Annotated in this window: 26 protein-coding genes; 18 read left to right on the top strand and 8 right to left on the bottom strand. The window is 64.0% G+C overall.

Going from position 1 to position 26,533, the window contains the following annotated elements:
* A complete protein-coding gene (locus U4Y90_RS18175) occupies positions 1-351 on the bottom strand; it encodes a hypothetical protein (RefSeq protein WP_321796547.1) in 351 nt (116 codons plus the stop codon).
* 317 nt (positions 352-668) lie between these two features.
* Between U4Y90_RS18175 and U4Y90_RS18170 the strand changes: the two genes are divergently transcribed.
* Positions 669-1,445 carry a phytanoyl-CoA dioxygenase family protein gene (locus U4Y90_RS18170; RefSeq protein WP_321796545.1) on the top strand — a complete coding sequence of 259 codons (777 nt, stop codon included), beginning with the start codon at positions 669-671 and terminating at the stop codon, positions 1,443-1,445.
* A 3-nt stretch (positions 1,446-1,448) separates the two neighbouring features.
* Here the strand turns inward: U4Y90_RS18170 and U4Y90_RS18165 are convergent, their stop codons facing one another.
* Positions 1,449-1,652 carry a DUF3185 family protein gene (locus U4Y90_RS18165; RefSeq protein ID WP_321796543.1) on the bottom strand — a complete coding sequence of 68 codons (204 nt, stop codon included), beginning with the start codon at positions 1,650-1,652 and terminating at the stop codon, positions 1,449-1,451.
* A gap of 64 nt (positions 1,653-1,716) precedes the next feature.
* Positions 1,717-2,514: a mechanosensitive ion channel family protein gene (locus U4Y90_RS18160; protein WP_321796541.1), complete on the bottom strand. Its 798-nt coding sequence runs from the start codon at positions 2,512-2,514 to the stop codon at positions 1,717-1,719.
* Between the two features lie 234 nt (positions 2,515-2,748).
* Between U4Y90_RS18160 and mgrA the strand changes: the two genes are divergently transcribed.
* From mgrA to U4Y90_RS18095, 13 genes are all read left to right on the top strand, one after another.
* The gene (mgrA, locus tag U4Y90_RS18155; RefSeq protein ID WP_321796540.1) at positions 2,749-3,792 is read left to right on the top strand and encodes an L-glyceraldehyde 3-phosphate reductase; all 1,044 of its coding nucleotides are present in this window, start codon (positions 2,749-2,751) and stop codon (positions 3,790-3,792) included.
* A gap of 480 nt (positions 3,793-4,272) precedes the next feature.
* Positions 4,273-5,043, top strand: a complete 771-nt coding sequence (locus tag U4Y90_RS18150; protein ID WP_321796539.1) for a ferredoxin--NADP reductase — start codon at positions 4,273-4,275, stop codon at positions 5,041-5,043.
* Positions 5,044-5,387: 344 nt separating this feature from the next.
* Complete coding sequence (locus U4Y90_RS18145; RefSeq protein WP_321796537.1) at positions 5,388-6,251, top strand: sensor histidine kinase; 864 nt, start codon at positions 5,388-5,390, stop codon at positions 6,249-6,251.
* Between the two features lie 11 nt (positions 6,252-6,262).
* Positions 6,263-6,916 carry a response regulator transcription factor RqpR gene (gene rqpR, locus U4Y90_RS18140; protein ID WP_321796535.1) on the top strand — a complete coding sequence of 218 codons (654 nt, stop codon included), beginning with the start codon at positions 6,263-6,265 and terminating at the stop codon, positions 6,914-6,916.
* 156 nt (positions 6,917-7,072) lie between these two features.
* Entirely contained in the window at positions 7,073-8,533 is a 1,461-nt protein-coding gene (locus U4Y90_RS18135) for an amino acid permease (protein WP_321796534.1), read from the top strand.
* Between the two features lie 228 nt (positions 8,534-8,761).
* Positions 8,762-9,238, top strand: a complete 477-nt coding sequence (locus U4Y90_RS18130; protein WP_321796532.1) for a (2Fe-2S)-binding protein — start codon at positions 8,762-8,764, stop codon at positions 9,236-9,238.
* Between the two features lie 54 nt (positions 9,239-9,292).
* A complete protein-coding gene (locus tag U4Y90_RS18125) occupies positions 9,293-11,674 on the top strand; it encodes a xanthine dehydrogenase family protein molybdopterin-binding subunit (protein WP_321796530.1) in 2,382 nt (793 codons plus the stop codon).
* Positions 11,675-11,684: 10 nt separating this feature from the next.
* Positions 11,685-12,485 carry a xanthine dehydrogenase family protein subunit M gene (locus U4Y90_RS18120; RefSeq protein WP_321796528.1) on the top strand — a complete coding sequence of 267 codons (801 nt, stop codon included), beginning with the start codon at positions 11,685-11,687 and terminating at the stop codon, positions 12,483-12,485.
* 6 nt (positions 12,486-12,491) lie between these two features.
* Positions 12,492-13,388 (top strand): MoxR family ATPase, encoded by an 897-nt coding sequence (locus U4Y90_RS18115; protein WP_321796527.1) that lies wholly within the window; start codon positions 12,492-12,494, stop codon positions 13,386-13,388.
* The gene (locus U4Y90_RS18110) at positions 13,385-14,569 is read left to right on the top strand and encodes a vWA domain-containing protein (protein WP_415749378.1); all 1,185 of its coding nucleotides are present in this window, start codon (positions 13,385-13,387) and stop codon (positions 14,567-14,569) included. The genes U4Y90_RS18115 and U4Y90_RS18110 overlap by 4 nt, the downstream gene beginning before the upstream one ends.
* Positions 14,560-15,111 (top strand): carbon monoxide dehydrogenase subunit G, encoded by a 552-nt coding sequence (locus U4Y90_RS18105; protein WP_321796524.1) that lies wholly within the window; start codon positions 14,560-14,562, stop codon positions 15,109-15,111. Before U4Y90_RS18110 ends, U4Y90_RS18105 begins: the two co-directional genes overlap by 10 nt.
* Positions 15,084-16,103, top strand: coding sequence for an XdhC family protein (locus tag U4Y90_RS18100; protein WP_321796523.1), 1,020 nt, complete (start codon positions 15,084-15,086; stop codon positions 16,101-16,103). The genes U4Y90_RS18105 and U4Y90_RS18100 overlap by 28 nt, the downstream gene beginning before the upstream one ends.
* Before the next feature lie 128 nt (positions 16,104-16,231).
* Positions 16,232-17,461: a PepSY-associated TM helix domain-containing protein gene (locus U4Y90_RS18095; RefSeq protein ID WP_321796522.1), complete on the top strand. Its 1,230-nt coding sequence runs from the start codon at positions 16,232-16,234 to the stop codon at positions 17,459-17,461.
* 30 nt (positions 17,462-17,491) lie between these two features.
* On the opposite strand, the gene U4Y90_RS18090 is transcribed toward U4Y90_RS18095, so the two are convergent.
* The 3 genes from U4Y90_RS18090 to U4Y90_RS18080 all read right to left on the bottom strand — a co-directional run bounded on the left by U4Y90_RS18090 (position 17,492) and on the right by U4Y90_RS18080 (position 19,676).
* Positions 17,492-18,220, bottom strand: a complete 729-nt coding sequence (locus U4Y90_RS18090) for a PepSY-associated TM helix domain-containing protein (RefSeq protein WP_321796521.1) — start codon at positions 18,218-18,220, stop codon at positions 17,492-17,494.
* Positions 18,221-18,397: 177 nt separating this feature from the next.
* Positions 18,398-19,429: a serine/threonine protein kinase gene (locus U4Y90_RS18085; protein WP_321796519.1), complete on the bottom strand. Its 1,032-nt coding sequence runs from the start codon at positions 19,427-19,429 to the stop codon at positions 18,398-18,400.
* A gap of 34 nt (positions 19,430-19,463) precedes the next feature.
* Positions 19,464-19,676, bottom strand: a complete 213-nt coding sequence (locus U4Y90_RS18080) for a hypothetical protein (RefSeq protein WP_008352308.1) — start codon at positions 19,674-19,676, stop codon at positions 19,464-19,466.
* Positions 19,677-19,999: 323 nt separating this feature from the next.
* Here U4Y90_RS18080 and U4Y90_RS18075 point away from each other — a divergent pair, with 323 nt between their 5' ends.
* Positions 20,000-21,229: an MFS transporter gene (locus tag U4Y90_RS18075; protein ID WP_321796517.1), complete on the top strand. Its 1,230-nt coding sequence runs from the start codon at positions 20,000-20,002 to the stop codon at positions 21,227-21,229.
* A gap of 226 nt (positions 21,230-21,455) precedes the next feature.
* Positions 21,456-21,641, top strand: a complete 186-nt coding sequence (locus U4Y90_RS18070) for a hypothetical protein (RefSeq protein ID WP_061174146.1) — start codon at positions 21,456-21,458, stop codon at positions 21,639-21,641.
* A gap of 41 nt (positions 21,642-21,682) precedes the next feature.
* Here U4Y90_RS18070 and U4Y90_RS18065 read toward each other — a convergent pair whose 3' ends face one another.
* Complete coding sequence (locus U4Y90_RS18065) at positions 21,683-22,387, bottom strand: dienelactone hydrolase family protein (RefSeq protein WP_321796514.1); 705 nt, start codon at positions 22,385-22,387, stop codon at positions 21,683-21,685.
* Positions 22,388-22,928: 541 nt separating this feature from the next.
* Here U4Y90_RS18065 and U4Y90_RS18060 point away from each other — a divergent pair.
* Positions 22,929-24,074: a branched-chain amino acid ABC transporter substrate-binding protein gene (locus tag U4Y90_RS18060; protein ID WP_321796513.1), complete on the top strand. Its 1,146-nt coding sequence runs from the start codon at positions 22,929-22,931 to the stop codon at positions 24,072-24,074.
* A gap of 61 nt (positions 24,075-24,135) precedes the next feature.
* Here U4Y90_RS18060 and U4Y90_RS18055 read toward each other — a convergent pair whose 3' ends face one another.
* On the bottom strand, positions 24,136-25,359 hold the full coding sequence (locus U4Y90_RS18055; RefSeq protein WP_321796511.1) for an MFS transporter: 1,224 nt from the start codon (positions 25,357-25,359) through the stop codon (positions 24,136-24,138).
* A 153-nt stretch (positions 25,360-25,512) separates the two neighbouring features.
* Between U4Y90_RS18055 and U4Y90_RS18050 the strand changes: the two genes are divergently transcribed.
* A complete protein-coding gene (locus U4Y90_RS18050) occupies positions 25,513-26,184 on the top strand; it encodes a pyridoxamine 5'-phosphate oxidase family protein (protein WP_321796509.1) in 672 nt (223 codons plus the stop codon).
* Positions 26,185-26,533: the final 349 nt, after the last annotated feature.

The following is a 26,533-nucleotide window of genomic DNA, read 5'->3' as shown; positions in this document are numbered from 1 at the left end:
TCAGCGCGCCGCGAATGCGTACCAGCCCGCGCTGCTCGCCGACACGCGACGCGGACGTCGGCTCGTAAGCGCGGCGGCCTTCGGCTTCGCCGTCGGCGCGCGCAATTGCACCGGACGGCGCAGCAGCGCGCGCAACGACACGCGGCGCGAGGCCGCGCGTACGCGCAAGTTGAAGAAGAAACCGCGGAACCACGATCGGATGCCGTCGACCGGATGCACGTTCTTCAGTTGCTCGGCGAGCAACTGCGTGCGGGTGGAGTGATGGCGCAACGCGCGGATCATGCCGCGGCGCGCAGGACGCGCGGCTCGCGAGGCGACGCGAGTAAGTCCGATAGCGATTCGGTGGTTCATGTCGGCGGGAGGAAAGTCGATTGCGTGGAGGCAGACTCGACGATAGTCGTCTCAAAAATAGTGTTCAACGATTCGATTCAACTGCGTATGCGAAGTTGCACCGAATTGATGCAGGCCAATGTACAGGACCAGTATTACCCGGGTAAGTCCGCGTTTTCCCTGCCATTTTATGAAGCGGATGCTGATAAAAATCGACCGATGCATTGCCGCACGGGCCTTCCCGCGCTGCCGGATTTACAATCGCCGTATTCGCCCCAATTCCGGATATAGCGTCGACGGCATGAATAAATCGAAAGCCGTTGGAGGCAAGAACTGAAATGTCTGATCAACACCCGCTGAAATCGAAGAAGGAACAAGTGCACGAGCTGCGTGAAAAGGGCTACGTGATCGTGAAAGGGCTCGTATCGAAGGAGCGGTGCGGCGCCATGCGCGAGATCGCGCGCCAGCAACTCGCCGAAGCCGCCGCGCCGGTGGAGTTCGAAGCCGACCTGAAATATCCCGGCGCGCCCGATTCGAAAGACGCGCCCGGCGGGCATACGGTGCGCCGCCTGCTCGACGCCTACGTGCGGCATCCGCTCTTCGCGGAGTTCGCGACGTCGCCCGAAGTGCGCGGCTGGATGGAGTTGTATTTCGGCGAGGCGCCGTATCTGTCGCGCGCGCATCACAACTGCATGATGACGAAGCATCCGGCGTACGGCAGCCTGACGGGCTGGCATCGCGACGTGCGCTACTGGGCGTTCGAGCGCGACGACCTCGTGTCCGCGTGGGTCGCGCTCGGCAACGAAACGGTGGAGAACGGCGCGCTGTGGTTCGTGCCGACCTCGCACAAGCTGCCGTTCACGTCCGACCGTTTCGACGAAGCAAAATTCTTCCGTTCCGACCTGCCCGAAAACGCGGCGCTGATCCGCACGGCGGTGTCGCCGGAACTGGAACCGGGCGACGTCGTGTTTTTCCACTGCAACACGCTGCATTCGGCGGGGAAGAACCTTTCCGATCAGGTGAAGTTCTCGCTCGTGTTCACGTATCGCGGTGCGAGCAACGCGGCGCTGCCCGGCACACGCTCGGCGTCGAAGCCGGAAGTGCCGCTCGCCTGAAGTTCAGCGTCTGGAAGGCATCGCGAGGCCGATCAGCCCCGCGAGCGATGCGACGATGCCGCCCGCGATCAGCCAGATGGTCTTGTTCGTGGGCGAGCCCGTGAAGAAGCGCGCGACGTCGTTGGAGAGCGAATGAAACGACTGGCCGCCGAAATAGAGCAGCACGACGCCGCCGACAAGCAGCGCCACGGAAATCGCTCGGGTCATAACGTGTTCTCGTATCGGGAAGGCGCGTCAGGTTAGCGGGTCTGCGCGGGCGCGTCCACTCCGCTCACGCGGCCTGCAACTGCTCGCGCGTGTACGGCTGGATCTTGCGCAGCAGATCGGCCATCACGTATTGATGTTCACTTCGGCTCGTCCACGCGCCGAGGTTGTACTTGACGCCGGTGTCCGTGTAGTCGGTCACCGCGACCCACGGCGCCGTCGGCCCGTCCTGCACGATGCGCGAATCTTCGCTCATCAGCTTGCGCAGTTCGCCGAGCACGTGCTCCACATTCAAGCCATGCTGCGCCTGAAAATTGATGACGACGCGGCGGCGGTCGTTCGCGCTGTAGTTCGTGATGGCGTTCGCCCAGATCAGGCTGTTCGGCACGTACATGACGATACCGTCGGCTTTCGTGAGGCGCGTCGTGAAGAGCCCGATCTCGTTGACGGTGCCGGCCGTCGTTCCCACGCCTTCGATGTAATCGCCCACGCGAAACGGCCGCAGCAGCAACAGCATGAGGCCGGCCGCGATGTTTTGCAGCGTGCCTTGCAGCGCAAGTCCGATGGCGAGGCCGGCGGCGCCGAGCACGGTCAGGATGCTGGCCGCGGCGATGCCGAACTTGCCGAGCGCGGCGACGATGGCGACAACGCGAATCGCCCACATCGCGAGGCTGGCGAGCACGGGCGTGAGCGTCGCGTCGACGTTCGTGCGGCCGAGCGTGCGGCGCAGCGTGTTCGCGACGGCGTTCGAAATCCACCAGCCGATCGCGAGAATCAGGATCGCCAGCACTATGTCGATGCCGTATGTCACGGCGATGGCGGTGAAGGAATCGTAGGCGGGGCGCAGTCTGTCGATTGGGTCCATGGGGCGGGCTCGTCGGAAGCGGAATTTGCTTTTGTCCGGGATCGCGTTCGTTCGTTCCCCTTGCTGTCCATTCAGCCAATGCCGAATAGCGGGACGGCGGCGCGCGTCGAGCGCGCGCAGCTCCGATTGGCTTACCATTGACGCCCTCGGCGGCGCGCGTGCTCGCGCATTCCGCGTGCTCGTCGCCTGCCCGTCGCAGTCTGTCCAATTCGCAATCCGCAGAGGAAATCCGTCATGGCCTACGAAGCAGCGTCCGAACGTTACACGCAGATGCAATACCGCGCTTGCGGCAAGAGCGGCCTGAAGCTGCCCGCGTTGTCGCTGGGTTTGTGGCACAACTTCGGCGATACGACGCCGATCTCCACGCAACGCGAGATCTTGCGCACCGCGTTCGATCTGGGCGTCACCCATTTCGATCTCGCGAATAATTACGGCCCGCCCTATGGAAGCGCCGAGACTAATTTCGGCCGCATCTTCAAGGACGACTTCCGGCCCTATCGCGACGAATTGCTGATCTCGTCGAAAGCGGGCTGGGACATGTGGCCCGGCCCGTACGGCCAGGGAGGCGGCTCGCGCAAGTACGTGCTCGCGAGCCTCGACCAGAGCCTGAAGCGCATGGGGCTCGACTACGTCGACATCTTCTACTCGCACCGTTTCGACGCCGACACGCCGCTCGAGGAAACTGCCGGCGCGCTCGCGACGGCCGTGCATTCCGGCAAGGCGCTCTACGTCGGCATCTCGTCGTATTCGGCGGCGAAGACGCGTGAAATGGCGAAGTTGCTTGCCGAGCACAAGGTGCCGCTGCTGATCCATCAGCCTTCGTACAACATGCTGAATCGCTGGATCGAGGAGGAACTGCTCGACACGCTCGACGCTGTCGGCGCTGGCAGCATCGCGTTCACGCCGCTCGCGCAAGGTCTGCTGACGAACAAGTACCTGAACGGCGTGCCGCAGGACGCGCGCGTCAACAAGCCGGGCGGCGGCTCGCTCAAGCAGGAGCATCTGAGCGATGCGAACCTCGCGCACGTGCGCAAGCTCAATGAACTCGCGCAGAAGCGCGGTCAGAGCCTCGCGCAGATGGCGCTCGCATGGGCGCTGCGGGGCGGGCGCGTGACCTCGGTGCTGATCGGCGCGAGCCGGGCGGAACAGGTCGCGGAGAACGTCGGCGCGCTGAAGAATCTCGAGTTCACGAAGGAAGAGCTCGCCGAAATCGATCAGCACGCGCAGGAAGGCGGCATCAACCTGTGGGAAAAGCCATCGACCGATCAGCGCATCTGACGCGCGCAGCCTTTCGCCAGAAGGGTATTTCGGGATAGAGGCTGCATCCATTGCTATCATGCGGGCTCGGGGGCCTTTCGGCAGCGATCGATTCGCCGCCGAGCCCGGCCGCCCGCCGCGCAGCCCGCCGAAAGCGCAGTTCTTCAGCACGCACGTTCGCCCACGAGGCACGCATGCGCGCCTTCGCCGCCGTATCTACGTTCGGACCGCGAAACGACTATCGGGTTAAAATAGCCGATTGCGCCGGGCTGTCTGGTTTTTTGCGCGGAGTTCACGCATGGCGCGGCGTGAAGCGCTGTCCTCGAATCCCGGGTTTCGGATCAATCGGCGAACTTCCCATTCGATCGCCCTGTTCGGGCAGCGCAGCGCCCTCGTTGCGCGCTTTTTCGACGCTGGCCCGGCGTGCCATCGGCCGCATATCAGCCGCGAGCGTCGGAGCGTCACCCGCTTTCGCACAGTTAGAGCACAGTTCAAGAAGCCATGAGCAACCTTAATTCTCAAACCGTTCTGAGCGTCCATCACTGGACCGACACGCTTTTCAGTTTCACCTGCACCCGCGACAGCTCGTTCCGCTTCGAGAACGGCCAGTTCACGATGGTAGGTCTCGAAGTCGACGGCAAGCCGCTCCTGCGCGCGTACAGCCTCGCGAGCGCGAACTACGAAGAGCATCTCGAATTTCTGAGCATCAAGGTTCCCGACGGCCCGCTCACCTCGCGTCTGCAACACCTGAAAGTCGGCGATTCCGTGCTGATCGGCAAGAAGCCGACGGGCACGCTCGTCGCCGACAACCTGCTGCCCGGCAAGACGCTATGGCTCCTGTCGACCGGCACAGGCCTGGCTCCGTTCATGTCGATCATCAAGGACCCGGAGGTCTACGACCGTTACGAGAAGATCGTGCTGACGCACACCTGTCGTTTCGTCGACGAACTCGCGTACAAGGACTTCATCACCGAGCACTTGCCGGCGCACGAGCATATTGGCGAAATCGTGTCCGAGAAGCTCGTGTACTACCCGACGGTCACGCGCGAAGAATTCGCGAACCGTGGCCGCATCACCGATCTGATCGAAACGAAAAAGCTGTTCGCGGATCTCGCGGTCGAGCCGTTCTCGGTCGAAAACGATCGCGTGATGCTCTGCGGCAGCCCGCACATGCTGCGCGACACGCGCGAACTGCTCGACACAATGGGCTTCCAGGAAGGCAGCAACAACCATCCTGGCCACTATGTCGTGGAGAAGGCGTTCGTCGGCTGAATCGGCAGGACGTTGCGTTCAGAAAGACCGGAGCTTCGCGCTCCGGTTTTTTTTCGCCTCGGCGATGTGGCGGCGCGAAGGCCGCTGTTACAAATTGGCGTTGGCCAGTAGGTGTTTTTCCTACACATTGTGGACGGCAAACTTGGCAAATGACATGAAGTTCGTCCATCCAAGCCTTGTCCGACATGGATTTATAATATTTTTGAGATATGATCCGTTTACGTTGAGATGGCTTGCGCGGCCCCGCAGTCCATCGTTGATGTTACAGAGTGTAAATTCAGTTACGCCGCTCGTGAGACCGACCGAGGACGTAGCTCCAGTTGCGCTCAACGCGAGGAATGTGAATGAACCCATCGGCCACGATCACGCTCGATGAGAGCCAGATTCGCCGCGCCCCGCTTCGCGGGGTTCCGTCGCCGGCGCCGGAATGCTTCGGCGCGTCGTTTGCCTCACCCTATTCCGCGCTGATCGACGCCAAACTCGCGGGCGACCGTCAGATCGAGCGCCTCACCGCGCGTGTCCAGGAACTCGCCGCGCTGCTCGCCGCGACGGAAGAGCGCGCGCGTCAGGCGCTCGCGCAGGATCTCCACGACGAAACCGGCGCGGCGCTCACCGTCGCCAACTTCGCACTCGCGCGCGCCGAACACTGGCTGCCCGCCGACGCGCCCGCCGCACTCGCCGACGCGCTGCATCAGGCGCGCTCGGCGCTCGCGGACGTCTGCGAGACGAGTCATCGCATCGTCGAAGGGTTGCAGAAGCCGGGCTTCGACGCGAACTTCGCCGCCCCGCTCGCCGACTGGATCGCGAATTTCGGCACCCGCACGGCGATTTCCGTCGATTTCTCCTGCCCCGCCGATGCGCGGCTGGATCGCATGTCGCACGACATGTCGCTCGCGCTCCTGCGCGTGATGCAGGAAGCGCTCGGCAACGTCGCGCGCCATGCGCAGGCCGCGCGCGCACGCGTCTCGGTCTCGCTCGATGGCCAGGGCGTGATGCTGCTCGTTGAAGACGACGGCATCGGCATCAGCGCGGCGGCGCGGCGCAAGAGCGGGCGCTTCGGGCTGTCGGGCATGCGCGCGCGCTGCGAAGCGCTCGGCGGCAGTCTGCGCGTCGCGGCGGCGAAACCCGCCGGCACCTGCGTGCGTGCGCGTCTGCCGTGGGCCGCGGCGCGTCCGGGCCTTTTCACGCTCAGCGTGGTCAACGCCTGAGGCCGCGCGCGATGCTCAGAATCCTCCTCGCCGACGATCACGCCATCGTGCGCCGCGGCGTCGCGCAATTGCTGCTAGAACGCGGCGTCGCGTCCGAAGTGCTGGAAGCGGAAACCGGCGTGCAGGCGCTCGCGCTCGCCGCGCGCAGCCCGATCGATGTGGCGATGCTCGATATCGCGCTGCCGGATGTCAACGGCATCGACGTGCTGAAGCGTCTCAAGCGCGAGAGTCCGCGTCTGGCCGTTCTGATGTTCTCGATGTATCGCGAGGATCAATACGCGGTGCGCGCGTTGAAGGCAGGCGCGTCGGGCTATCTTTCGAAAACGGCGGACCCCGCGCTGATGGTCGCCGCGATACGGCAAGTCGCCGCGGGCCGCAAGTACGTCAGCCCTGAAATGGCCGAAGCGCTCGCGACCTACGTTTCGCTCGACACGGACCGCATGCCGCACGAAAAACTCTCCGACCGCGAATACCAGACGCTGTGCATGCTGGCATCGGGAAAGCGGCTGACGGACATCGCCGATGCTTTATCTCTTTCGGTTAAAACCGTGAGTGTTTATCGCGCGCGGTTGCTGGAGAAAATGAAGCTCGCCAATAATGCCGAGCTCACTTTTTACGTGATGAGCAACCGTCTCGTCGACATGAACCCCGCCATTGCTGGATAAATTTTATCTTAGATAGGATAAAAGCGACGAATAGTAATATTTCGCCGCAAAAGTGCGTTACGTGCCCTCTTGATAGGCAATCCTTGAGTCTCCGATAAAATGCCGGGTTTTCCCGCAGCAGGGGCGCCCGCACGCGCCAGAAGGAGACTCATCGTAATGTCGTTGTTCCGTAAGAAAAACATCGAGCACATGCTGGCCGGCACGCACAGCACGTCGCTCAAAAAGACGCTCGGCGCTCTCGATCTGACGTTCCTCGGGATCGGCGCCATCATCGGCACGGGGATTTTCGTGCTGACTGGCACCGGCGCTGTGCAGGCTGGCCCGGCGCTCATGATTTCCTTCATCGTCGCGGCAATCGCATGCTGCTTCGCCGCCCTTGCCTACGCGGAATTCTCATCGACGATTCCCGTCGCCGGCTCCATCTACACCTATTCGTACGCGACGCTCGGCGAGCTCGCCGCGTGGATCATCGGCTGGGACCTGATGCTCGAATACGGTCTCGCGACATCCGCCGTGTCGGTCGGATGGTCGGGCTATCTGCAATCGCTGCTCTCGGGTTTCGGCATTTCGCTGCCGACCGCACTGTCCGCCGCGCCCGGCGCCCTGCCCGGCCACGTCACCTTCTTCAACCTCCCCGCGTTCCTCGTGATGATGGCGATCACGTCGCTGCTCTCGGTCGGCGTGAAGGAATCGACGCGCGTGAACAACATCATGGTCGCGATCAAGGTGACCGTCGTGGTGCTCGTGATCGCCGTGGGCGTGTTCCATGTCAAGCCGGCAAACTGGCATCCGTTCATGCCGAACGGCTGGTCCGGCGTGTTCGGCGCGGCGGCGGTGATGTTCTTCGCGTTCATCGGCTTCGATTCCGTGTCGTCGGCGGCCGAGGAAGTGAAGAATCCCAAGCGCGATCTGCCTGTCGGCATCATCTCGTCGCTCGCGGTGTGCGCGGTGCTGTACGTCGCGGTCGCGGCTGTCGTGACCGGAATCGTGCCGGCGGCGCAGTTCGCGAACAATCCGCATCCGGTGTCGTTCGCGTTGCAGGTGGCGGGCCAGAACTGGGTGGCGGGCTTCATCGATCTCGGCGCGGTGCTCGGCATGCTCACCGTGATTCTCGTGATGAGCTACGGCCAGACGCGCATCATCTACGCGATGTCCCGCGACGGCCTCTTGCCCGCCGTGCTGTCGAAAGTGCATCCGCGCTTCGCGACACCGTTCCTCACGACGTGGATCGTCGGCATTTTCTTCGGGCTGATCGGCGCGCTCGTGCCGCTCAACGTGCTCGCCGAGCTGATCAACATCGGCACGCTCGCCGCGTTCTCGATGGTGTCCATCGCCGTTCTGATCCTGCGCCGCACGCATCCGGAATTGCCGCGTGCGTTCCGCTGTCCGGGCGTGCCTGTCGTGCCGGTTCTCGCGGTGGCGTCATGCCTGTTCCTGATGATCAATCTCCAGGCGTTGACGTGGATGGCTTTCGCGGTGTGGCTCGTGATCGGCCTCGCGATCTACTTCGTGTATTCGCGCCGCCACTCCGTGCTCGGACGCGCGCCGCTCGAAGCGCCGAGCGTCGCTGCACGGGCGGCCGACGCGCGGAAAAAGCGCGAGACCGTGACGCACTGAGCGTCTCCGCCCCACGCAAAAGCGCCGCCCGCAAGGCGGCGCTTTTGCGTTGACGGGCGTCGTCGCTGAAATTTGGGACGGGCGTTCGAGCGGATGGCGAGTGCCGCCGAATTATGTTTTACTCGCTGATACAACCACATAACACCAAACCCGGCTGAACGCTCACGGCGGCAGTAAGGCAGGTGCAACGGCGTGCGGCTGGATCGTCCTCACCTAGGAGACAGTGAAATGGCGCTCAGCATCAGCCTGACGGTCAACGGGAAACCCGTGACCGCCACCGTCGAACCGCATCTTCTGCTCGTCCAGTTTCTCCGCGATCAACTCAGGCTCACCGGCACGCATATCGGCTGCGACACCGCGCAGTGCGGCGCGTGCACCGTCCATCTCGACGGCCGCGCGATCAAGTCGTGCAATATGCTCGCCGCGCAGGCCGACGGCATGGAAGTGACGACCATCGAAGGCATGGCGAAAGACGGCCAGCTTCATCCGATGCAGGCGGCCTTCAAGGAATGTCACGGCTTGCAGTGCGGCTTCTGCACGCCGGGCATGGTGATGAGCGCGAGTGCGCTGGCCGCGCAGTCACCGAATCTCTCCGAAGAAGAAGTGCGCGAGCAGCTCGACGGCAATCTATGCCGCTGCACGGGCTATCACAACATCGTCAAAGCGGTCTTGCAGGGCGCGCAGAACATGAAAGCCGGCGCCTGACCCGACTCCGATCCTTTCCGACACGATGAATCGCGCCTTAAAAAGGAGACCGCGATGAATGCCCCTGAGCAACAGAAATTGATCGGCGCTGGTGTGAAGCGCAAGGAAGACTATCGCTTCCTGACGGGCGCGGGCCAGTACACCGACGACGTCGTCATGCCGCAGCAAAGCTACGGCGTGTTCCTGCGTTCGCCGCATGCGCACGCGAAGATCAAGCGCATCGATATCGCTGCGGCGATGAAGTCGCCGGGCGTGATCGGCATTTTCACCGGCAAGGATCTGGCGGGCGAGAACGTCGGCGGGCTGCCGTGCGGCTGGCTCATCCACAGCACCGACGGCTCGCCGATGCACGAGCCGCCGCATCCCGTCATCGCGCACGACAAGGTGCTGCATGTGGGCGATCAGGTCGCGCTCGTCGTCGCGGAATCGGTGAAGGAGGCGAAAGACGCGCTCGAACTCATCGAGGTCGATTACGACGAACTGCCCGCGACGGTCGATACGGCGAGCGCATCGGACGCGGGCCAGCCGCTCGTGCACGACAGCGTGCCGAACAATGTCTGCTACAACTGGGGCCACGGCGACAAGGCCGCGACCGACGCCGCGTTCGCGCAGGCCGCGCACGTGACGACGCTCGACATCGTGAATCAGCGGCTCGTGCCGAACGCGATCGAGCCGCGCGCCGTGAACGCGAGCTATTCGAAGCACGACGACAGTTACACGGTCTACGTCGCGAATCAGAATCCGCACGTCGAGCGGCTGTTGATGGCGGCGTTCGTGCTGTCGTTGCCGGAATCGAAGCTGCGCGTGATCGCGCCGGACGTGGGCGGCGGCTTCGGCTCGAAGATCTTTCTGTATCCCGAAGATGTCGCGCTCACGTGGGCATCGAAGAAAGTCGGGCGGCCGATCAAGTGGACGGCCGAGCGCTCCGAAGCCTTCCTCTCCGACGCGCATGGCCGCGATCACGTCACGAAGGCCGAGCTCGCGCTCGACAAGGACGGCAAGTTCATCGGCATGCGCGTGCATACGACGGCGAACATGGGCGCGTATCTGTCGACGTTCGCCTCGTCGATTCCGACCGTGCTCTACGCGACGCTGCTCGCCGGCCAATACACGACGCCCGCGATCTACGCCGAAGTGAAGGCGGTATTCACGAACACCGTGCCTGTCGATGCCTATCGCGGCGCGGGCCGTCCGGAAGCGACGTACGTGGTCGAACGTCTGGTGGAAACGGCGGCGCGCGAGCTGAATATCGATCCGGTCGAATTGCGCCGGCGCAATTTCATCCGCGAATTTCCCTATGCGACGCCGGTCGGTCTCACTTACGACACCGGCGACTATGACGCGTGCCTGAATCGCGCGCTCGAACTCGCTGACGTCGCGGGTTTTCAAAAGCGCCGCGAGGAATCGAAGCAGAAAGGCAAGCTGCGCGGCATCGGCTATTCGTGCTACATCGAGGCGTGCGGACTCGCGCCGTCGAACGTTGCGGGCGCGCTCGGCGCGCGCGCCGGGCTCTTCGAAGCAGGCGAAGTGCGCGTGCATCCGACCGGCTCCGTCACCGTCTTCACTGGCTCGCATAGTCACGGCCAAGGGCACGAAACGACCTTCGCGCAAGTGGTCGCGGACCGGCTCGGCGTCGCGATCGAGAACGTCGAAGTGATTCACGGCGATACCGGGCGCATTCCGTTCGGCATGGGCACGTACGGCTCGCGTTCGATTTCGGTCGGCGGCTCGGCCATCATGAAGGCGCTCGACAAGGTCGAAGCGAAGGCGAAAAAGATCGCCGCGCATCTGCTCGAAGCGGCGGTGGAGGATATCGAGTTCAAGAACGGCGTGTTCAGCGTCGCGGGCACGGATCGCACGAAGACGTTCGTCGACGTATCGCTTGCAGCGTATGTGCCGCACAACTTCCCGCTCGAGACGATGGAGCCGGGCCTCAACGAGAACGCCTTCTACGATCCGACCAACTTCACGTACCCGTCGGGCGCGTATGTGTGCGAGGTCGAAGTCGATCAGGACACCGGCGAAACGCGCATCCAGAAGTTCACCGCCGTCGACGACTTCGGCAACGTGATCAACCCGATGATCGTCGAAGGGCAAGTGCATGGCGGTCTGGGGCAGGGCATCGGCCAGGCGATGCTCGAACGCTGCGTGTACGACGACAGCACCGGCCAGTTGCTCTCCGGCTCGTTCATGGATTACGCGATGCCGCACGCGATCGATCTGCCGAGTTTCACCGTCGAAACCGCCAAGGGCACGCCGTGCACGCACAATCCGCTCGGCGTGAAAGGCTGCGGCGAGGCGGGCGCGATCGGCTCGCCGCCCGCGGTCATCAACGCGATTCTCGACGCGCTCGGTCCCCTCGGCGTGAAGGACTTGCAGATGCCCGCGACACCGCATCGCGTGTGGACCGCGATGCACGATGCTCAACGCGCCTGAGGAGACCGCCATGTATTCATTCGATTATCAAAGGGCAGACGAAGCAAAAGCGGCGGTCGCGGCGCTCACCGCCAATGACGACGCCAAATTTCTCGCGGGCGGCCAGAGCCTTTTGCCGACGATGCGCCTGCGCCTCGCGCAGCCCTCGGCGCTCGTCGACGTGACGCGCATCGCGTCGATGAAAAGCGTCACGCTCGACGGCGACAAGCTCACGATCGGCGGCGCGGTATGCCATGCGCAAGTCGCATCGAACGCGGACGTGAAGCGCGCGTTGCACGGCCTCGCGGACCTCGCGGGACGCATCGGCGATCGACAGGTGCGCGAGCGCGGCACGATCGGGGGCTCGCTCGCCAACGACGATCCGGCGGCGTGCTATCCGTCCGCCGTGCTCGCGCTGAACGCGACGGTCGTGACCGACAGAAGGCGCATCGCGGCGGACGATTTCTTCATCGACATGTACACGACCGCGCTCGAACCCGATGAACTCATCACGGCCGTCGAGTTTCCTCTGGCCGAGCGCGCGGGCTACGAGAAGTTTCGCAATCCCGCGTCGCACTTCGCGCTCGTCGGCGTGTTCGTCGCGAAGTTCAAGGACGGCGTGCGCGTCGGCGTGACGGGCGCGGCGTCTTCCGTGTTTCGTCCGGCCGAGCTGGAAGCGGCGTTGTCGAAGGACTTTTCGGTCGCATCGGCGCGCGGCGTGACGATCCGGCCCGACGAACTGAATTCGGACATGCACGCGAGCGCGGAATATCGCGCGCATCTGATACCGGTGCTCGCGGGCCGCGCGATCGAGCGCGCGATGTCGTTCTAGCCGGCGATGTCGGGCCAGGAGCCGCAGTCCATCGACGATACGCTCGCGCGGCTGCGCGAGCATCGGTACTTCGCGAACCGCGAGCTCGCGACGGCGCTCTTTCTCGCCCTGAAGATGCAGCGGCCGCTGTTTCTCGAAGGCGAGCCGGGCGTCGGCAAGACGGAGCTCGCGAAGGCGGCGGCGGGATTGTGCGGCACCACGTTGTTGCGCCTGCAATGCTACGAAGGGCTCGATACCGCGAGCGCGTTGTACGAGTGGGACTATCCGCGGCAGATCATGGCGCTGCGGCTCGCGGAGGCGTCGGGTGAAGCGCCGTCGAACGATTCGCTGTATCGCGGCGAGTTCCTGCTCAAGCGCCCGCTGCTCCAGGCGTTGCTCCCCGATCCCGTGAATCCCGACGCGCGCCGCGTTCTGCTGATCGACGAAATCGATCGCGCCGACGAGCCCTTCGAAGCGTTCCTGCTCGAACTGCTGTCGGACTTTCAGGTGTCGATACCGGAGTACGGCACGGTGCGCGCCGCGCAGCCGCCGCTCGTCGTGATGACGTCGAACCGCACGCGCGAAGTCCACGACGCGTTGAAGCGCCGCTGTCTCTATCAGTGGATCGGCTATCCGGAACGCGATGTCGAACTCGCGATCGTCGCTGCCCGCGCGCCGGAAGCGGGGCAGGCGTTGCAGAAGCGCGCCGTCGCGTTCGTGCATGCGCTGCGCACGCTCGATCTGTTCAAGGCGCCGGGCGTCGCGGAGACGATCGACTGGTGCCGGGCGCTCGCGGCGTTGTCGGTGTCGGAGCTCGATCCGCAATCGGTGCAGAACACGCTCGGCGTGCTGCTGAAGTATCAGGACGATCTCGCGCGCATGGACGCCGACACACTCGCGCAATGCCTTTCCGCATCGCCATGACGATGGAACCTTTCGCCCGCAACGTCGTGCACTTCGTGAGGCTTCTGCGCGGCGCGGGGCTCGGCATGTCGCCGGCGCATGCGGTCGATGCGCTCGATGCGCTGCGCTTCGTCGATCTGAACCGCCGCGACGATGTCCGCGCGACCCTCGCGTGCCTGCTCGTCCATGCGAGCGACGAGCGCGAGATCTTCGACGCCGCGTTCGATCTCTTCTGGCGCGATCCCGACTGGGAAGGCAAGCTGCGCGCGCTCTTGTTGCCGAAGGTGAAGAGCGGCATGCCGCCGCCGAAGCGGAACAACCGTCTCGCCGACGCGCTCGCGACGCGCGCCGCGGCATCGAAGGCGCAGGCGCCGGAATCGAAGCCCGAAGAAGCGCATGCGCGCATCACGTTCAGCGCGCAGGAACGTCTGAGTCATCGCGATTTCGATACGCTCAGCGCCGACGAATGGCGCACGCTGCGGCATCAGATTCGCGCGCATCGGATGCCGCTCGCGACCGAGCCGACGCGCAGGCTGAAGGCGGCATCGCGCGGCACCCACGCCGATCTCAAGGCGAGCGCGCGTCACGCCGTGCGCTCGGGCGGCGACTGGACCGTGTGGAAATATCGCGCGGCGGTGGAGCGCCGGCCGCCACTCGTGTTGCTGCTCGACATTTCCGGATCGATGAGCGCGTATTCGCGCGCCGTGCTCTATTTCTGCCACGCGCTGTTGCAGTCGCGCGAGCGCTTGCAGGTGTTTCTCTTCGGCACGCGGCTGACGAACGCGACGCGCGCGTTGCGCGAACGCGATCCCGATGTCGCCATCGCGACGCTCGGGCAGAACGTGGCGGACTGGTCGGGCGGCACGCGCATCGGCGCGACGCTCGCGGAGTTCAACCGGCGCTGGGCGCGCCGCGTGCTCTCGGGTCGGGCGACGGTGCTGCTCGTCACCGATGGTCTCGATCACGAAGCCATCGATGTGCTCGATGCCGAGATGCAAAGGCTCCGACGCTTCGCGCACCGGCTCGTGTGGCTCAATCCGCTATTGCGCTTCGCCGAATTCACCCCGCGTGCGCGGGGCGTGCGCGCGATCCTGCCGCACGTCGACGCGATGCTCGCGGCGCATAACCTCGACAGCCTTTCCGCAGTCGGCGCGGAGCTGGCCGCGCTGTCACGGCACACAGGAGACAGAAGATGGAACTGACCGAAACTCACACCTTGCCGGTGCCGCAGGCGCGCGCGTGGGACGCACTGAACGACACGTCGATCCTGAAGGTCTGCATTCCTGGCTGCGACAGCATCGACGCCGATGGCGAGAACGCCTACAACGTCGCGATGACGGCGGCGGTCGGTCCGGTGAAGGCGCGCTTCAAGGGACGCATGGAGCTGACCAATATCGACGCCCCTCATACTTATACGATCGTGTTCGAAGGGCAGGGCGGCGCGGCCGGCTTTAGCAAGGGCAGCGCGACCGTGAACCTCGAACCCGGCGACGAAGCCGACACGACGAAGCTCAGCTACAGTGCGAACGCGCAGGTGGGCGGCAAGCTCGCGCAAATCGGCTCGCGGCTCGTCGACGGCGCGGCGCGTAAGATTGCGGGAGAATTTTTCAAGCGATTCAGCGCGCAACTGCAGGGCGGGCCGGAATCGCAGAATGAGGCGGCCGCCGATGAAAACGGCGGGGAAGTGCAGGAAGGGCAGGAAAAGGGAAAGAAATCATGGACAGCGTGGATCTCGAAGTCCTGAAGAACAGCGCGCGATGGCTCGAAGAAGGGCATCGCGTGTTGCTCGTGACGGTGGTGAAGACGTGGGGCTCGTCGCCGAGACCCGAAGGCGCGATGCTCGCCGTGCGCGACGATGGTCACGTGGTCGGCTCGGTGTCGGGCGGATGCATCGAGGACGATCTCATCGACCGCGTGCGGCAGCGGGGCATCGAGCAGACGAAGCCGGAAGCGGTGAAGTACGGCATCAGCGCGGAAGAGGCGCATCGCTTCGGCTTGCCGTGCGGCGGCACGATCCAGCTCGTGCTGGAGCCTTTGACGTTGTCGAGCGGCATCGCGGACTTGTGCGCGGCGGTGGAGAGCGGTCGGCTCGTCGCGCGCACGCTCGACATGGCGACGGGCGACGCGCGCCTCGAACCGGCGCAGGCCACGGACGGCGTGCTCTTCGACGACGAGCGGCTGCTGACGATTCACGGTCCGCGCTATCGCATGCTGGTGATCGGCGCGGGGCAGTTGTCGCGATATCTGTGCAGCATCGCGGTCGGGCTGGATTATCAGGTGACCGTCTGCGATCCGCGCGAGGAATACACCGAGGAGTGGAACGTGCCGGGCACGACGATCGTGCGCACCATGCCCGACGACACCGTCATGGAAATGAAGCTCGACGAACGCTGCGCAGTGATTGCGCTCACGCACGATCCCAAGCTCGACGATCTCGCGCTGATGGAAGCGTTGAAGACGCCGGCGTTCTATGTCGGCGCGCTGGGTTCGCGGCGCAATAACGCGGCGCGGCGCGAGCGTCTGAAGGAGTTCGATCTGAGCGAGGCCGAGCTCGCGCGGCTGCATGGCCCGGTGGGCATCTATATCGGCAGCAGGACGCCGCCGGAGATCGCGGTGTCGATCCTTGCGGAAGTGACGGCGGCGAAAAACGGCGTATCGCTGCCCGAGCTCTTGCAGGTGGAAGGCGCGAAAGCGGCGCGCGAGGTCGAGGGAAAGGGCGAAGTCTGTGGCGTTTGAGGGCATCGCGAGTATTACAAAAAGCTGTCGAAGCGCGCGGCACACGGTTTTATAATAACCATTCTCATTTGCGTGGCCGGTTCGGCCGACGTGAAGCCGTTTCCCTCTCAGTTCGAAGTTTTCATTGAATGCCCGGCAAGTTTCTGACCGGCGATGACCCGCGCGCATCCGCACGCGCTGATGCATCGGCCGATTCGCACGATTCGCGCGCGTTTGCGCACAAGCGCCGCATGAGCCAGCGCGCATTGCGCGCGTGGTCCATCGTGCATCGCTGGACGAGTCTCGTCTGCACGGCGTTCATGCTGCTGCTGTGCCTGACCGGCTTGCCGCTCGTGTTCGGTCACGAGCTCGACATCCTCACCGGCGATGCGATCGAAGCCCCTGCGCTGCCCGCATCGCAGGCGAATGCGCGCGCGAGTTACGGCGCGGTGCTGCGCGCGGCGCTCGCGGAACATTCCGGCCAGGTGCCGCAATACATGATCTGGGAGCCGGACGACCCGCTTCTGCCGGTCGTAGTGACGGCGGCGCGCGCCGACACGCCGCCCGACGATACGCTCAGCACGACCGTCGACGCACGCACCGCGCAGCCGCTCGGCATGCCGCCGGGCAAAGGCTCGCTCAAGTTCGTGCTGCTGAAGCTGCACGTCGACATGTTCGCCGGACTCTTCGGCAAGCTCTTTCTCGGTGCAATGGGCGTCGTGTTTCTCGTGGCGATCGTGTCGGGCATCGTCGTGTATCTGCCGTTCTGGCGGAAGGTCGGACTCGGACGCGTGCGTCTGAAGAAGAAGCGGCGCATCGTGTGGCTCGACTGGCATAACGCGATCGGCATGTTGACGCTCGCGTGGGCGCTCGTCGTCGGTGCGACGGGGTCGATCAACACGCTCGCCGATCTGATGCTCGACGCGTGGCGCAACGATCAGCTCGCGCAGATGGTCGCGCCGTATCGCGGACAGCCGCCGGCAGCGGTGCGCGCTTCCGTCGACGATGCCGTGAAGACCGCACAACGCGTCGCGCCGGACATGATTCCATCGTTCGTCGCGTTTCCCGGGACGCGTTTTGCGAGCCCGCACCACTACGCCGTTTGGATGCGTGGCGACGGCATTCTGACGACGCGGATCATGCGGCCCGTGCTCGTCGATGCCTCGACGGGCGCGCTCACGGAGTCACGCGAACTGCCGTGGTATCTGAAGCTGCTGCTCGGTTCGCAGCCGTTGCATTTCGGGGATTTCGGCGGGATGCCGCTCAAGGTCTTCTGGGCGGCGTTCGATATGCTGACGATCGTCGTGCTGGGGAGCGGGCTTTATTTGTGGCTGACGCGGCATAACCCGCGCAAAGGCAAGGCGAAGCGGGCCGCGTGACCGGCGGCCCCTTGCGCATTGCTTCCGTGTTCAGATCAAGCCGCAAACGATCGCCGCAATCAGCGACGCCGCCACGATCACCACGCCCGCCGTGCGCTTCTTGTTCAGTTCGGTCCACAACAGCACGCCGGTCAGCGACAGCAGAATGATGCTGCCCGCGAACGTATCGATGAGCAGCACCCATCCCACGCTCAGGCCCACGCCCTTGTGCAGGTTGGTCATCATCGCGAGGAAGGTGTTCTCGGTGCGCTTCACCGATACGAAGTTGTTGCCGACCCAGTACTCGGCCATCACGCTGCCGCCCGGCGACGCCACCATCACCGACCATTGCTCCGGCTGCATCGTGCTCTTGTCGCCCCAGCCGACCGGATGCGCCGGCTCTTTGCGCGTGCGGCCGAGATTGCCGTCGATCTTCAATTCCTTCTTCAGCCACACGCCCATGTCGCGCGGCGTCTTGAAGCCCTCGGCGGGCAGCGGCATCTGCATTTGCGAAACCTGCGGCTCGCCGGTGGAGATGCGCAGCGGCGGCGCGCGATGATTCAGCAGAAAACCCGTCGTGCCGAACAGCAGGCCCAGAAGCGCGCCCCACAGTCCGATCCAGCCATGCACCTTGCGCAGCCATTTCAGGAAGGTCGAGCGGCGCGAGCGGTTCTTGCGGACGAACTGCTCGGCGTCGTCGATGAGCCGCCCATGCGGACGATAATGCGTCGAGCCGCTCGTCGCGGAAGGTTGCGGATTGAGGGTTTCAGGCGCGTTCACGCGTCTCTCCAGAATTCGGGCGTTGGCAGGCAAAGCCGCGCCCCGACCGGCTAGACGCGAACGGGCGCGCGGCGATCGATGAAACGCGGACAAATGAGAATTGTTATCATTACACGCGCAAAAGCGCTTTTCAACGTTCTGCGCGTGCCGGAGCGTCCGCGAATGTCACAAAAAATTTCAGACGGGCCAGAGCGGGCCTTCCTGCATCGCACCCACTTGCTCGCGCAATTCGAGGATGCGGTCTTCCCAGTAGCGTTGCGTGTTGAACCAGGGAAAGGCAGCGGGGAACGCGGGATCGTTCCAGCGGCGCGCGAGCCACGCCGAGTAGTGAATCAGCCGCAGCGTGCGCAAGGCTTCGATCAGATGCAGCTGGCGCGGCTCGAACTCGCAGAAATCCTCGTACCCGGCGAGCAAATCGGTGAGTGCGCGCGAGGCATCCGCGCGCCCGGCGGGCAGCAGCAGCCATAGATCCTGTATCGCCGGGCCCATGCGGCTATCGTCGAAATCGACGAAATGCGGGCCCGCGTCGGTCCACAGCACATTGCTCGGATGACAGTCGCCGTGCAGACGCAGATGCCGCACGTCGCCGGCGCGTTCGAAGCATCGCGTGACGCCTTCGAGCGCCATCGACACGACGGCTTCCCATGCCTCGCGCACATCGGCGGGAACGAAGCCGTGCGTCAGCAGAAACTCGCGCGGTTCGTAGCCGAAGGTCTCGATATCGAGCGTCGGCCGTTCGCGATACGGCTCGATCGCGCCCACCGCGTGAATGCGCCCGATGAAGCGCCCGAGCCATTCGAGCGTGTCGCTGCGATCGAGATCGGGCGCCCGTCCGCCGCGCCGCTCGAAGACGGAAAAGCGAAAGCCGTCGAACTCATGGAGCGTCGCGCCTTCGAGCACGCGTGCCGGGACCGCCGGAATCTCGCGCGCGACGAGGCTCGCGACGAACGCGTGCTCTTCGAGAATCGCCGCGTTCGACCAGCGCCCGGGACGATAGAACTTCGCGACGATCGGCGGCCCGTCTTCGACACCGACCTGATAGACGCGGTTTTCGTAGCTGTTGAGCGGAAGCAGACGGCCGTCCGTGCGTGCGCCCGCGGGCATCAGCACGCTATCGAGCGCATCGAGCACGCGCTCGGGCGTGAGGCCGGAGAAGGGCGGCGCGTCACCGGCAGGCGCAGCCTGGGAATCGGGATGGATCGAGTTCATCCCGGCATTGTGCCGCAACGGAGCGCGTCGCCTCTCAGTGCACGACCGTATTCGACGGGCGCACGACATCGCCCGTATCGATCAGGTCTTCGAGAAAGAAAGGCTCCGTATTGAGCAGCTTGGTCACGCCGGGCTCGCCCGCGTACCACGCGACCATCGCCATGTCGCCGAGAATGCGCATGACGATGCCGCGCGCACCTTGAGGCACGGCAATATGCACGGAGCGGACAATCGAACCGATTTGCATGATGAATCCCCGTTTCAGCGCCGGCTGGGATCAAAGCGCCGGTCGTATATTTCACCAAGCACAGGCTTTTCACGGCTCGTGCACCAAGATAATCGCCGCGTCTTTGTTGCGGGAAGCGCGACACGCGCGGCTTTCATGAACGATTGTGCTCTTACTTTAGCGCATCGCGGCGCGTCGGCGCGACGCCATTCGCCTCGTTGTGTTGCCGATCGCAGACGACTAGCAGTAATTACTGGTGATCGTCGCCGAAATGCGCGTGCCGCATTAGGTAAAACCCGTAGAACCGGCGTATCGTTAAGGGTTTTTCAGCGGAGACTTCATTCGTGAGCGCTAACGCAGACCGGGCCGCCGAAGCCGCGCCGTATCTCGAGCGCGGCTCGCGCGCCTACTGGCGTGCTTCACTCGCGCTGCTGTTCGCCGGCTACGCGACGTTTTCGCTGCTGTACTGCGTGCAGCCGCTGCTTCCGGAGTTCACGAACGCGTTCGGCGTCAGCCCGGCGGTCAGCGCGCTCGCGGTGTCGGTGAGCACGGCAGCGCTGGCGATCGCTATTTTCATCGCGGGATTCGTCTCGGAAAGCTGGAGCCGTCACCGGCTGATGACGCTCTCGCTGCTTGCTTCGTCGGTGCTGATGGTGATCGCCGCCGTGCTGCCGAGCTGGCACGCGCTGCTCCTCGTGCGCGCGCTCGAAGGCTTCGCGCTCGGCGGCGTGCCCGCGGTCGCGATGGCCTATCTCGCCGAGGAAGTGCATCCGGAAGGGCTCGGTCTCGCGATGGGTCTGTACGTCGGCGGGACGGCCATCGGCGGCATGGCGGGGCGCGTGATCAGCGGCATCCTCGCGGACCTCTTCGGCTGGCGCGTCGCGATCGGCGGCATCGGGCTGCTGGGCTTGCTCGCCACGCTCGCGTTCCGCGCGCTGTTGCCGCCGTCGCGACGCTTCAAGCCGCGGCGCGGTGTCGGCTTCGCGCATCATCGACGGTCGCTCGCGGGGCATCTTCGGCATCGCGGCTTGCCGTTTCTGTTTCTCATCGGCTTCGTGCTGATGGGCAGCTTCGTGACGCTGTACAACTACGTCGGATATCGGTTGCTGGGCGCGCCGTTTCGACTGAATCAGACGCAGATCGGCGCGATCTTCACGGTGTATCTGACGGGCGTCGTCGCGTCGCCATGGTCCGGCAAGATGGCCGACGCATTCGGACGCGGCCGCGTGCTGATCGCGAGCCTCGTTCTGATGATGCTCGGCATTGCTCTGACCTTGTCGAGCGCGTTGCCGGTGATCGTCGCGGGCATCGCGTGCCTGACGTTCGGATTTTTCGCCGGGCATTCGGTCGCGAGCGGCTGGGTCGGTCGGCTCGCCGCGCAGGCCAAAGGCCAGGCGGCCGCGCTCTATTTGCTCGCGTATTACATCGGGTCGAGTCTGATCGGATCGTATGGCGGCCACTTCTGGACCGCGTTCGGATGGGCCGGCGTGGCGGGTCTGATCGGCGCGCTGCTGCTCGTCGGGCTGGCGGGCGCCGCCTGTCTGAACCGGCGCGAGCGCACCACTGCTGCGTGAAATCCGAAAGCCGATTGAAATTAGAAGAAGCTAAGGGTTTTCCGCGTCTACTTAAAAAATCGTGCGTGTAAGCCCTTGTCGCAAAAGGACTTCGAATATCGCTGTGGTTTGCCGTCGCACGAAGTTGGGCCGACACGCTTCATGGAGCGGCCTATACTCGAATCGTCGATGCAAGTTTCTCGACGCGCGACGATAAAGCCAGAAGCAGGACGATGGGAGACGCACCATGACGACGTATTTCACGATCGGCGACTTCATTCTGATCATCCCGATGGCGCTGGCTGGCGCGCTGTTCCTCGGGGCTATCCCCTGCGCGACGCACTTCAAGAACAATGTGCTGCGTGTATTCGGCGCGCTACTGGGCGTGCTCGCTGCGTTTCTGCTTGTCGAAGGGTTGCCCGCGCTGATATAGCGAGCGCGCATTCCGACGCGCGCTCGCCTGATTGCGCTGCTTTACAGATGTTCGCCGAGGAAGGTGAGCGTGCGACCGTGCGCGAGCGCTGATGCCTTCGCGTTGTACGACGCCCGATCGCCGCAATTGAAGCCGTGATCGGCTTGCGCATAGACATATACCGCCGAATCCTTGCGACCCGCGAACTTCTGGCGCACGGCGTCAACCGCGTCGCCCGGAATGTGCGCGTCGAGCTCGCCGTAATGGAATTGCATCGGCACCTTCACCTGGTCGGCCTTGTCGAGCGCGTTCTGAATGCCGCCGCCGTAGTAGGCGACCCCCACATCCACCGAACCCTCGGCCGCCGCGAGATACGCGAGCCGGCCGCCGAAGCAATAGCCGATCGCCGCGACCTTTCCCGTCACCTCGGGCAGCGCGCGCAGCGCCTTGGCTGCCGCGCCGACGTCGGCAACCGCGGCATCGAGTTTGGTTTTTTGCAGTAATTCCATCGCCTTTTCGCGATCCGCGCCTTCGTAGCCCAACTCGACGCGCGGCTGCGTGCGCCAGAAGACATCCGGCGCGAGGGCGACATAGCCGTCGGCGGCGTATTGATCGGCGACGCTGCGAATATGGCCGTTCACCCCGAAGATCTCCTGCAGGATGATCACGGCGGGTCCGGTGCCGGTCTTGGGCAGCGCGAGATAACCCTGGAAGCTGTCGCCATCCACCGGAATGTCGATCCAGCGGGAAGTCGTGGATACGGTCACGTCGATACTCCTTGTCAGTGATAACGAGAGGCGTGTGAGTTTGCCAGCTTTCCCTTTCAGTCGCCCTGAAGGTCTGCGCGTTGCCTGGCATGCCCTTTGACGCGTCGCCGGATTTTTAGAGGCGCCGATCTAAACGCATGCTAAATCCACGCATTAAAAGCAGCTTAATGATGCCGGCCGGCGGAGATTATCGGCGCGCGCCCGTCGAGCTTGAATGACGGTCAAAGCTTTGCGCGCCGATCTCGCGGAAACCCGCATGTACCGGACGTCTTCGCGGGAATGCCACCACAAACGGCGGCGCATCACAACTGGCCGCTAATTGGTAGTGACACCAGTATCTTAAAAAACTTCCCTAAATTAATTTGACAACCCTACACTTGCGCGCAGTGCGGATGGCGGCTGCCACGAACGGCCTGCCGGAAGGACTTGCCAAGTGCATGACGATGCATCCGGCGTGGTCGTCCACGGGACTGAGCGATCGTGATGAAAGACGGGGCACAGGGCGATTACGTTGTTTTTGGGACCGAAACTGGAGACTTACATGAACACCAAGCTTCACAAACTGTTGCCGATCAGCGCTGCAGCCGTGCTGTTCGCCACGTTGGCAACGTCCGCAGCAGCCGACCAGGTCGTCAAGATCGGTCACGTCGCTCCGCTGACCGGCGGCATTGCTCACCTGGGCAAGGACAACGAAAACGGCGCGCGGCTCGCAGTCGAAGAGATCAACGCGAAGGGTCTGACGATCAACGGCCAGAAGGTCACGCTCGAACTCGACGCGCAGGATGACGCAGCCGACCCGCGTACCGCCACGCAGGTCGCGCAGAAGCTGGTTGACGACAAGGTTGTCGGCGTCGTCGGTCACCTGAACTCCGGAACCTCCATTCCCGCTTCGAAGATTTATAGCGATGCGGGCATCGTGCAGATTTCCCCGTCGGCGACGAACCCGACCTACACGCAACAAGGCTTCAAGACGACGTACCGTGTCGTCGCGACCGATGCGCAGCAAGGCCCGGCGCTCGCCAACTACGCCGCGAAGAACCTGAAGGTGAAGAGCGTCGCCGTGGTGGACGATTCGACCGCTTACGGCCAGGGTCTCGCGAACGAGTTCGAGAAGACCGCCAAGTCGCTGGGCCTGAAGGTGATTTCGCACGACGCGACCAACGACAAGGCCGTGGACTTCCGCGCGATTCTGACGAAGATCAAGGGTGAGAACCCCGACGCCGTGATGTACGGCGGCATGGACGCGACCGGCGGCCCGTTCGCCAAGCAGGCGAAGCAGCTCGGCTTGCGCGCGAAGGTGCTCGCGGGCGACGGCGTCTGCACGGAAAAGCTGTCGGATCTGGCCGGCGACGCGACCGACAACGTCGTGTGCTCGGAAGCCGGCATGGCGCTCGAGAAGATGGACGGCGGCAAGGAGTTCGCGGCGAAGTTCCAGAAGCGCTTCGGCCAGCCGATCCAGATCTACGCGCCGTTCACGTATGACGCGGTGTACATCATCGTCGACGCAATGAAGCGTGCGAACTCGACCGATCCGGCGAAGATCGTCGCTGCGATGCCGAACACGGACTACAAGGGCGTGATCGGCGAGACGACCTTCGATTCGAAGGGCGACCTGAAGCACGGCGTGATCTCGCTGTACAACTACAAGGGCGGCAAGAAGACGCTGCTCGACGTCGTGAAGATGTAATTTCCCTCGGGCTTTCCGAAGTCCAGAGAAGCGCGCGGCTCCGCAAGGGCCGCGCGCTTTTTCATATCCTCCAGCGCTTGAGAATGCGCGGCCCGATCACGGTGATGATCAGGCAGCAGGCCGCGACCACGCACAGGCCGATCGGCAGCGTGCTGATCTGTGCGACGCCGCCGATCAGCACCGGTCCGAGCAGCAAGCCGAAGTACGCGAGGCCCGCGACCTGCGCGAGTCCTTCCGCGGGCGTGACGCCTTCGACGCGCGCCGCCGCCGCGAAAAGCACCGGCATCATGTTCGCGAGACCGAGGCCCATCAGCGTGAAGCCAGTCATCGTGACCACGGTGTTGGGAACGACGAGCGCCATCACCATGCCGATGAACGCGAGCCCCGCGCTGCCGAAGACGAGTTGCGGCGCGCCGAAACGTGCGCGCACTGCATCGCCGCCGAAGCGTCCGGCCGCCATGCCGCCCGAGAAGGCGGCGTAAGCGGCGCTCGACACCGACGGCGTGGCCTCGACGACATCGCGCATATAGACCGTGGCCCAGTCGTACATCGCGCCTTCGGCGATCAGCGCGACGAGCGCGAGGCCGCCGAGCGCCCACAGCGCGCCCGAACGCCAGCGGTTCGACGACGACGCCTTCGCGTGCTCTTCGTGGTGCGGCACGTGCGGCAGCACGGCGGGCATCGATACGAGCAGGACGAGCAGGCTCACGCCGGAAGCCAGTGCGAGATGCGCGGCGGGCGCGAGCCCGTGCGCGAGCAGCGCGCCACCCACGGCCGCGCCCGCCATGCCGCCGATGCTGAACATGCCGTGCAGCGACGACATGATCGGCCGCCCCAGTGCCTGTTCGACCGCGCTCGCCTCCGCGTTCATCGCGACATCGAGCGTCGCCATGCCGAAGCCGAAAATCGCCAGGACGATCAGCAGCATCCAGTATTGAGGCGTCACGAGGATCAGCGAGCCGCAAAGCATCATCGTGATGCCGCCCGCCATGCACGCGGTGCGCGTACCGGCGCGCGCGATCCACGATGCGGTTATCAGCATCGCGAAGATCGAGCCGCCCGCGACGGCGAGGAGCGCGAGCGAGAGCATGCCGGGGCTGAGCGCGAATTTGTCGCGCACGGTCGGCACGTGTACGCCCCATGACGCGTACATCATGCCCGCGATGAAAAAAACGGCCATCGTCGAGTAGCGCGCACGCACGCGCGTGCCGTGCGGGAGGCTGCGATGCAATGCGAGCGTCGGATTGGATTCGCAGGCGGCGGAAGCAGTGGTCGAATCGGACACGGAAGAAACGTTCTTTGAAGTTGCGCGAGATGCGAGGCAATCGGACATGTTGCCATCGGACGCGAAGGCTTTCGATTCTATCGAACGGCCAGGCGACACGCTCGACCCGCTGCATTACCATCGATCGACCATTTACGACCGCACGAGGCCCGGATGAACATTCCGCCGCAAGCGCCCCTTCATTTGCTGCATCGCGTGTCCGAGGGCACGCTCGCCACGCATTCGCGCGAGCCGCGCGGCTTTCCCTATCCGACGGCGCTGCCGTTCGCGCCCACCGCGCGTCACATGCCGATGCTGCTCGTCAGCCATCTCGCCGAGCACACGCGCAACCTTCATGCCGATGCGCGCGCCGGCTTTCTGGTCGCCCATGCGGCCGACGGGGGCGTGCTGGAAGGCCAGCGCCTTACGATGCTCGGCAGCTTCGCGTCCGCGACGCAGCAAGAGAGCGGCGAACTCGCGCGGCGCTATTTGCGTTATCACCCGGATGCGGAGCGTTATCTGGAACTCGGCGATTTCTCTTTCTGGGTGATGACGGTGGAGCGCATGCGGTATATCGGCGGATTCGGCGCAATGGGATGGCTCGCCGGCGAGGAACTCGATTCGCTGTCACCGGTTTCGGCGGAGGACGAATCATCGCTATGCGAATATTTTGATGCTTACGCAGGACGCCCGGAGAATCTCCGATTATTAGGGATAGACCGTTACGGCTGTGATTTGCTGCTCGCCGGCACTCGCAATCGTTTTACATTCGATTACCCGAAACTGACAAACGAGCAGCTGAAGGCGGCGCTTATCGATTGTTTTGAGCGCCAAGGGAGCATTTGAGCGCGATAAATCATGGATGTTGCGTCCCGATTTAGCGTCGGCGAAGCGTTCGCCAAAACGATTCGTACGAAGTTGCCACTTCATGAAACTTTTCCATCGATTTTATCGGCATGTTTTCATCCGGTGCCATCAAGTGTCGGAGAAATGGCGGACGAGCCTATTACGTCGGATCAACACCCGTTCCAAAGCATCGGAATTTTCGGCAATTGTTACGAGCAAATTGCTAAACTTTTATTGCGTGGCAAATCGCACATGTCGTGCAATTCGGAACTGTGTTAATCTGCGTGCCAGTCCGGGGCTATACTGATAACTGAAAGCGAGCGCGCCGATTCGCAAGTCAGCAAACCAC

Origin of the sequence: Caballeronia sp. J97 (assembly GCF_905220305.1) — a bacterium.
GTDB lineage: Bacteria > Pseudomonadota > Gammaproteobacteria > Burkholderiales > Burkholderiaceae > Caballeronia.
The sequence above is the reverse complement of the archived record's forward strand: the minus strand, read 5'-3'. Positions and strand labels throughout refer to the sequence as shown.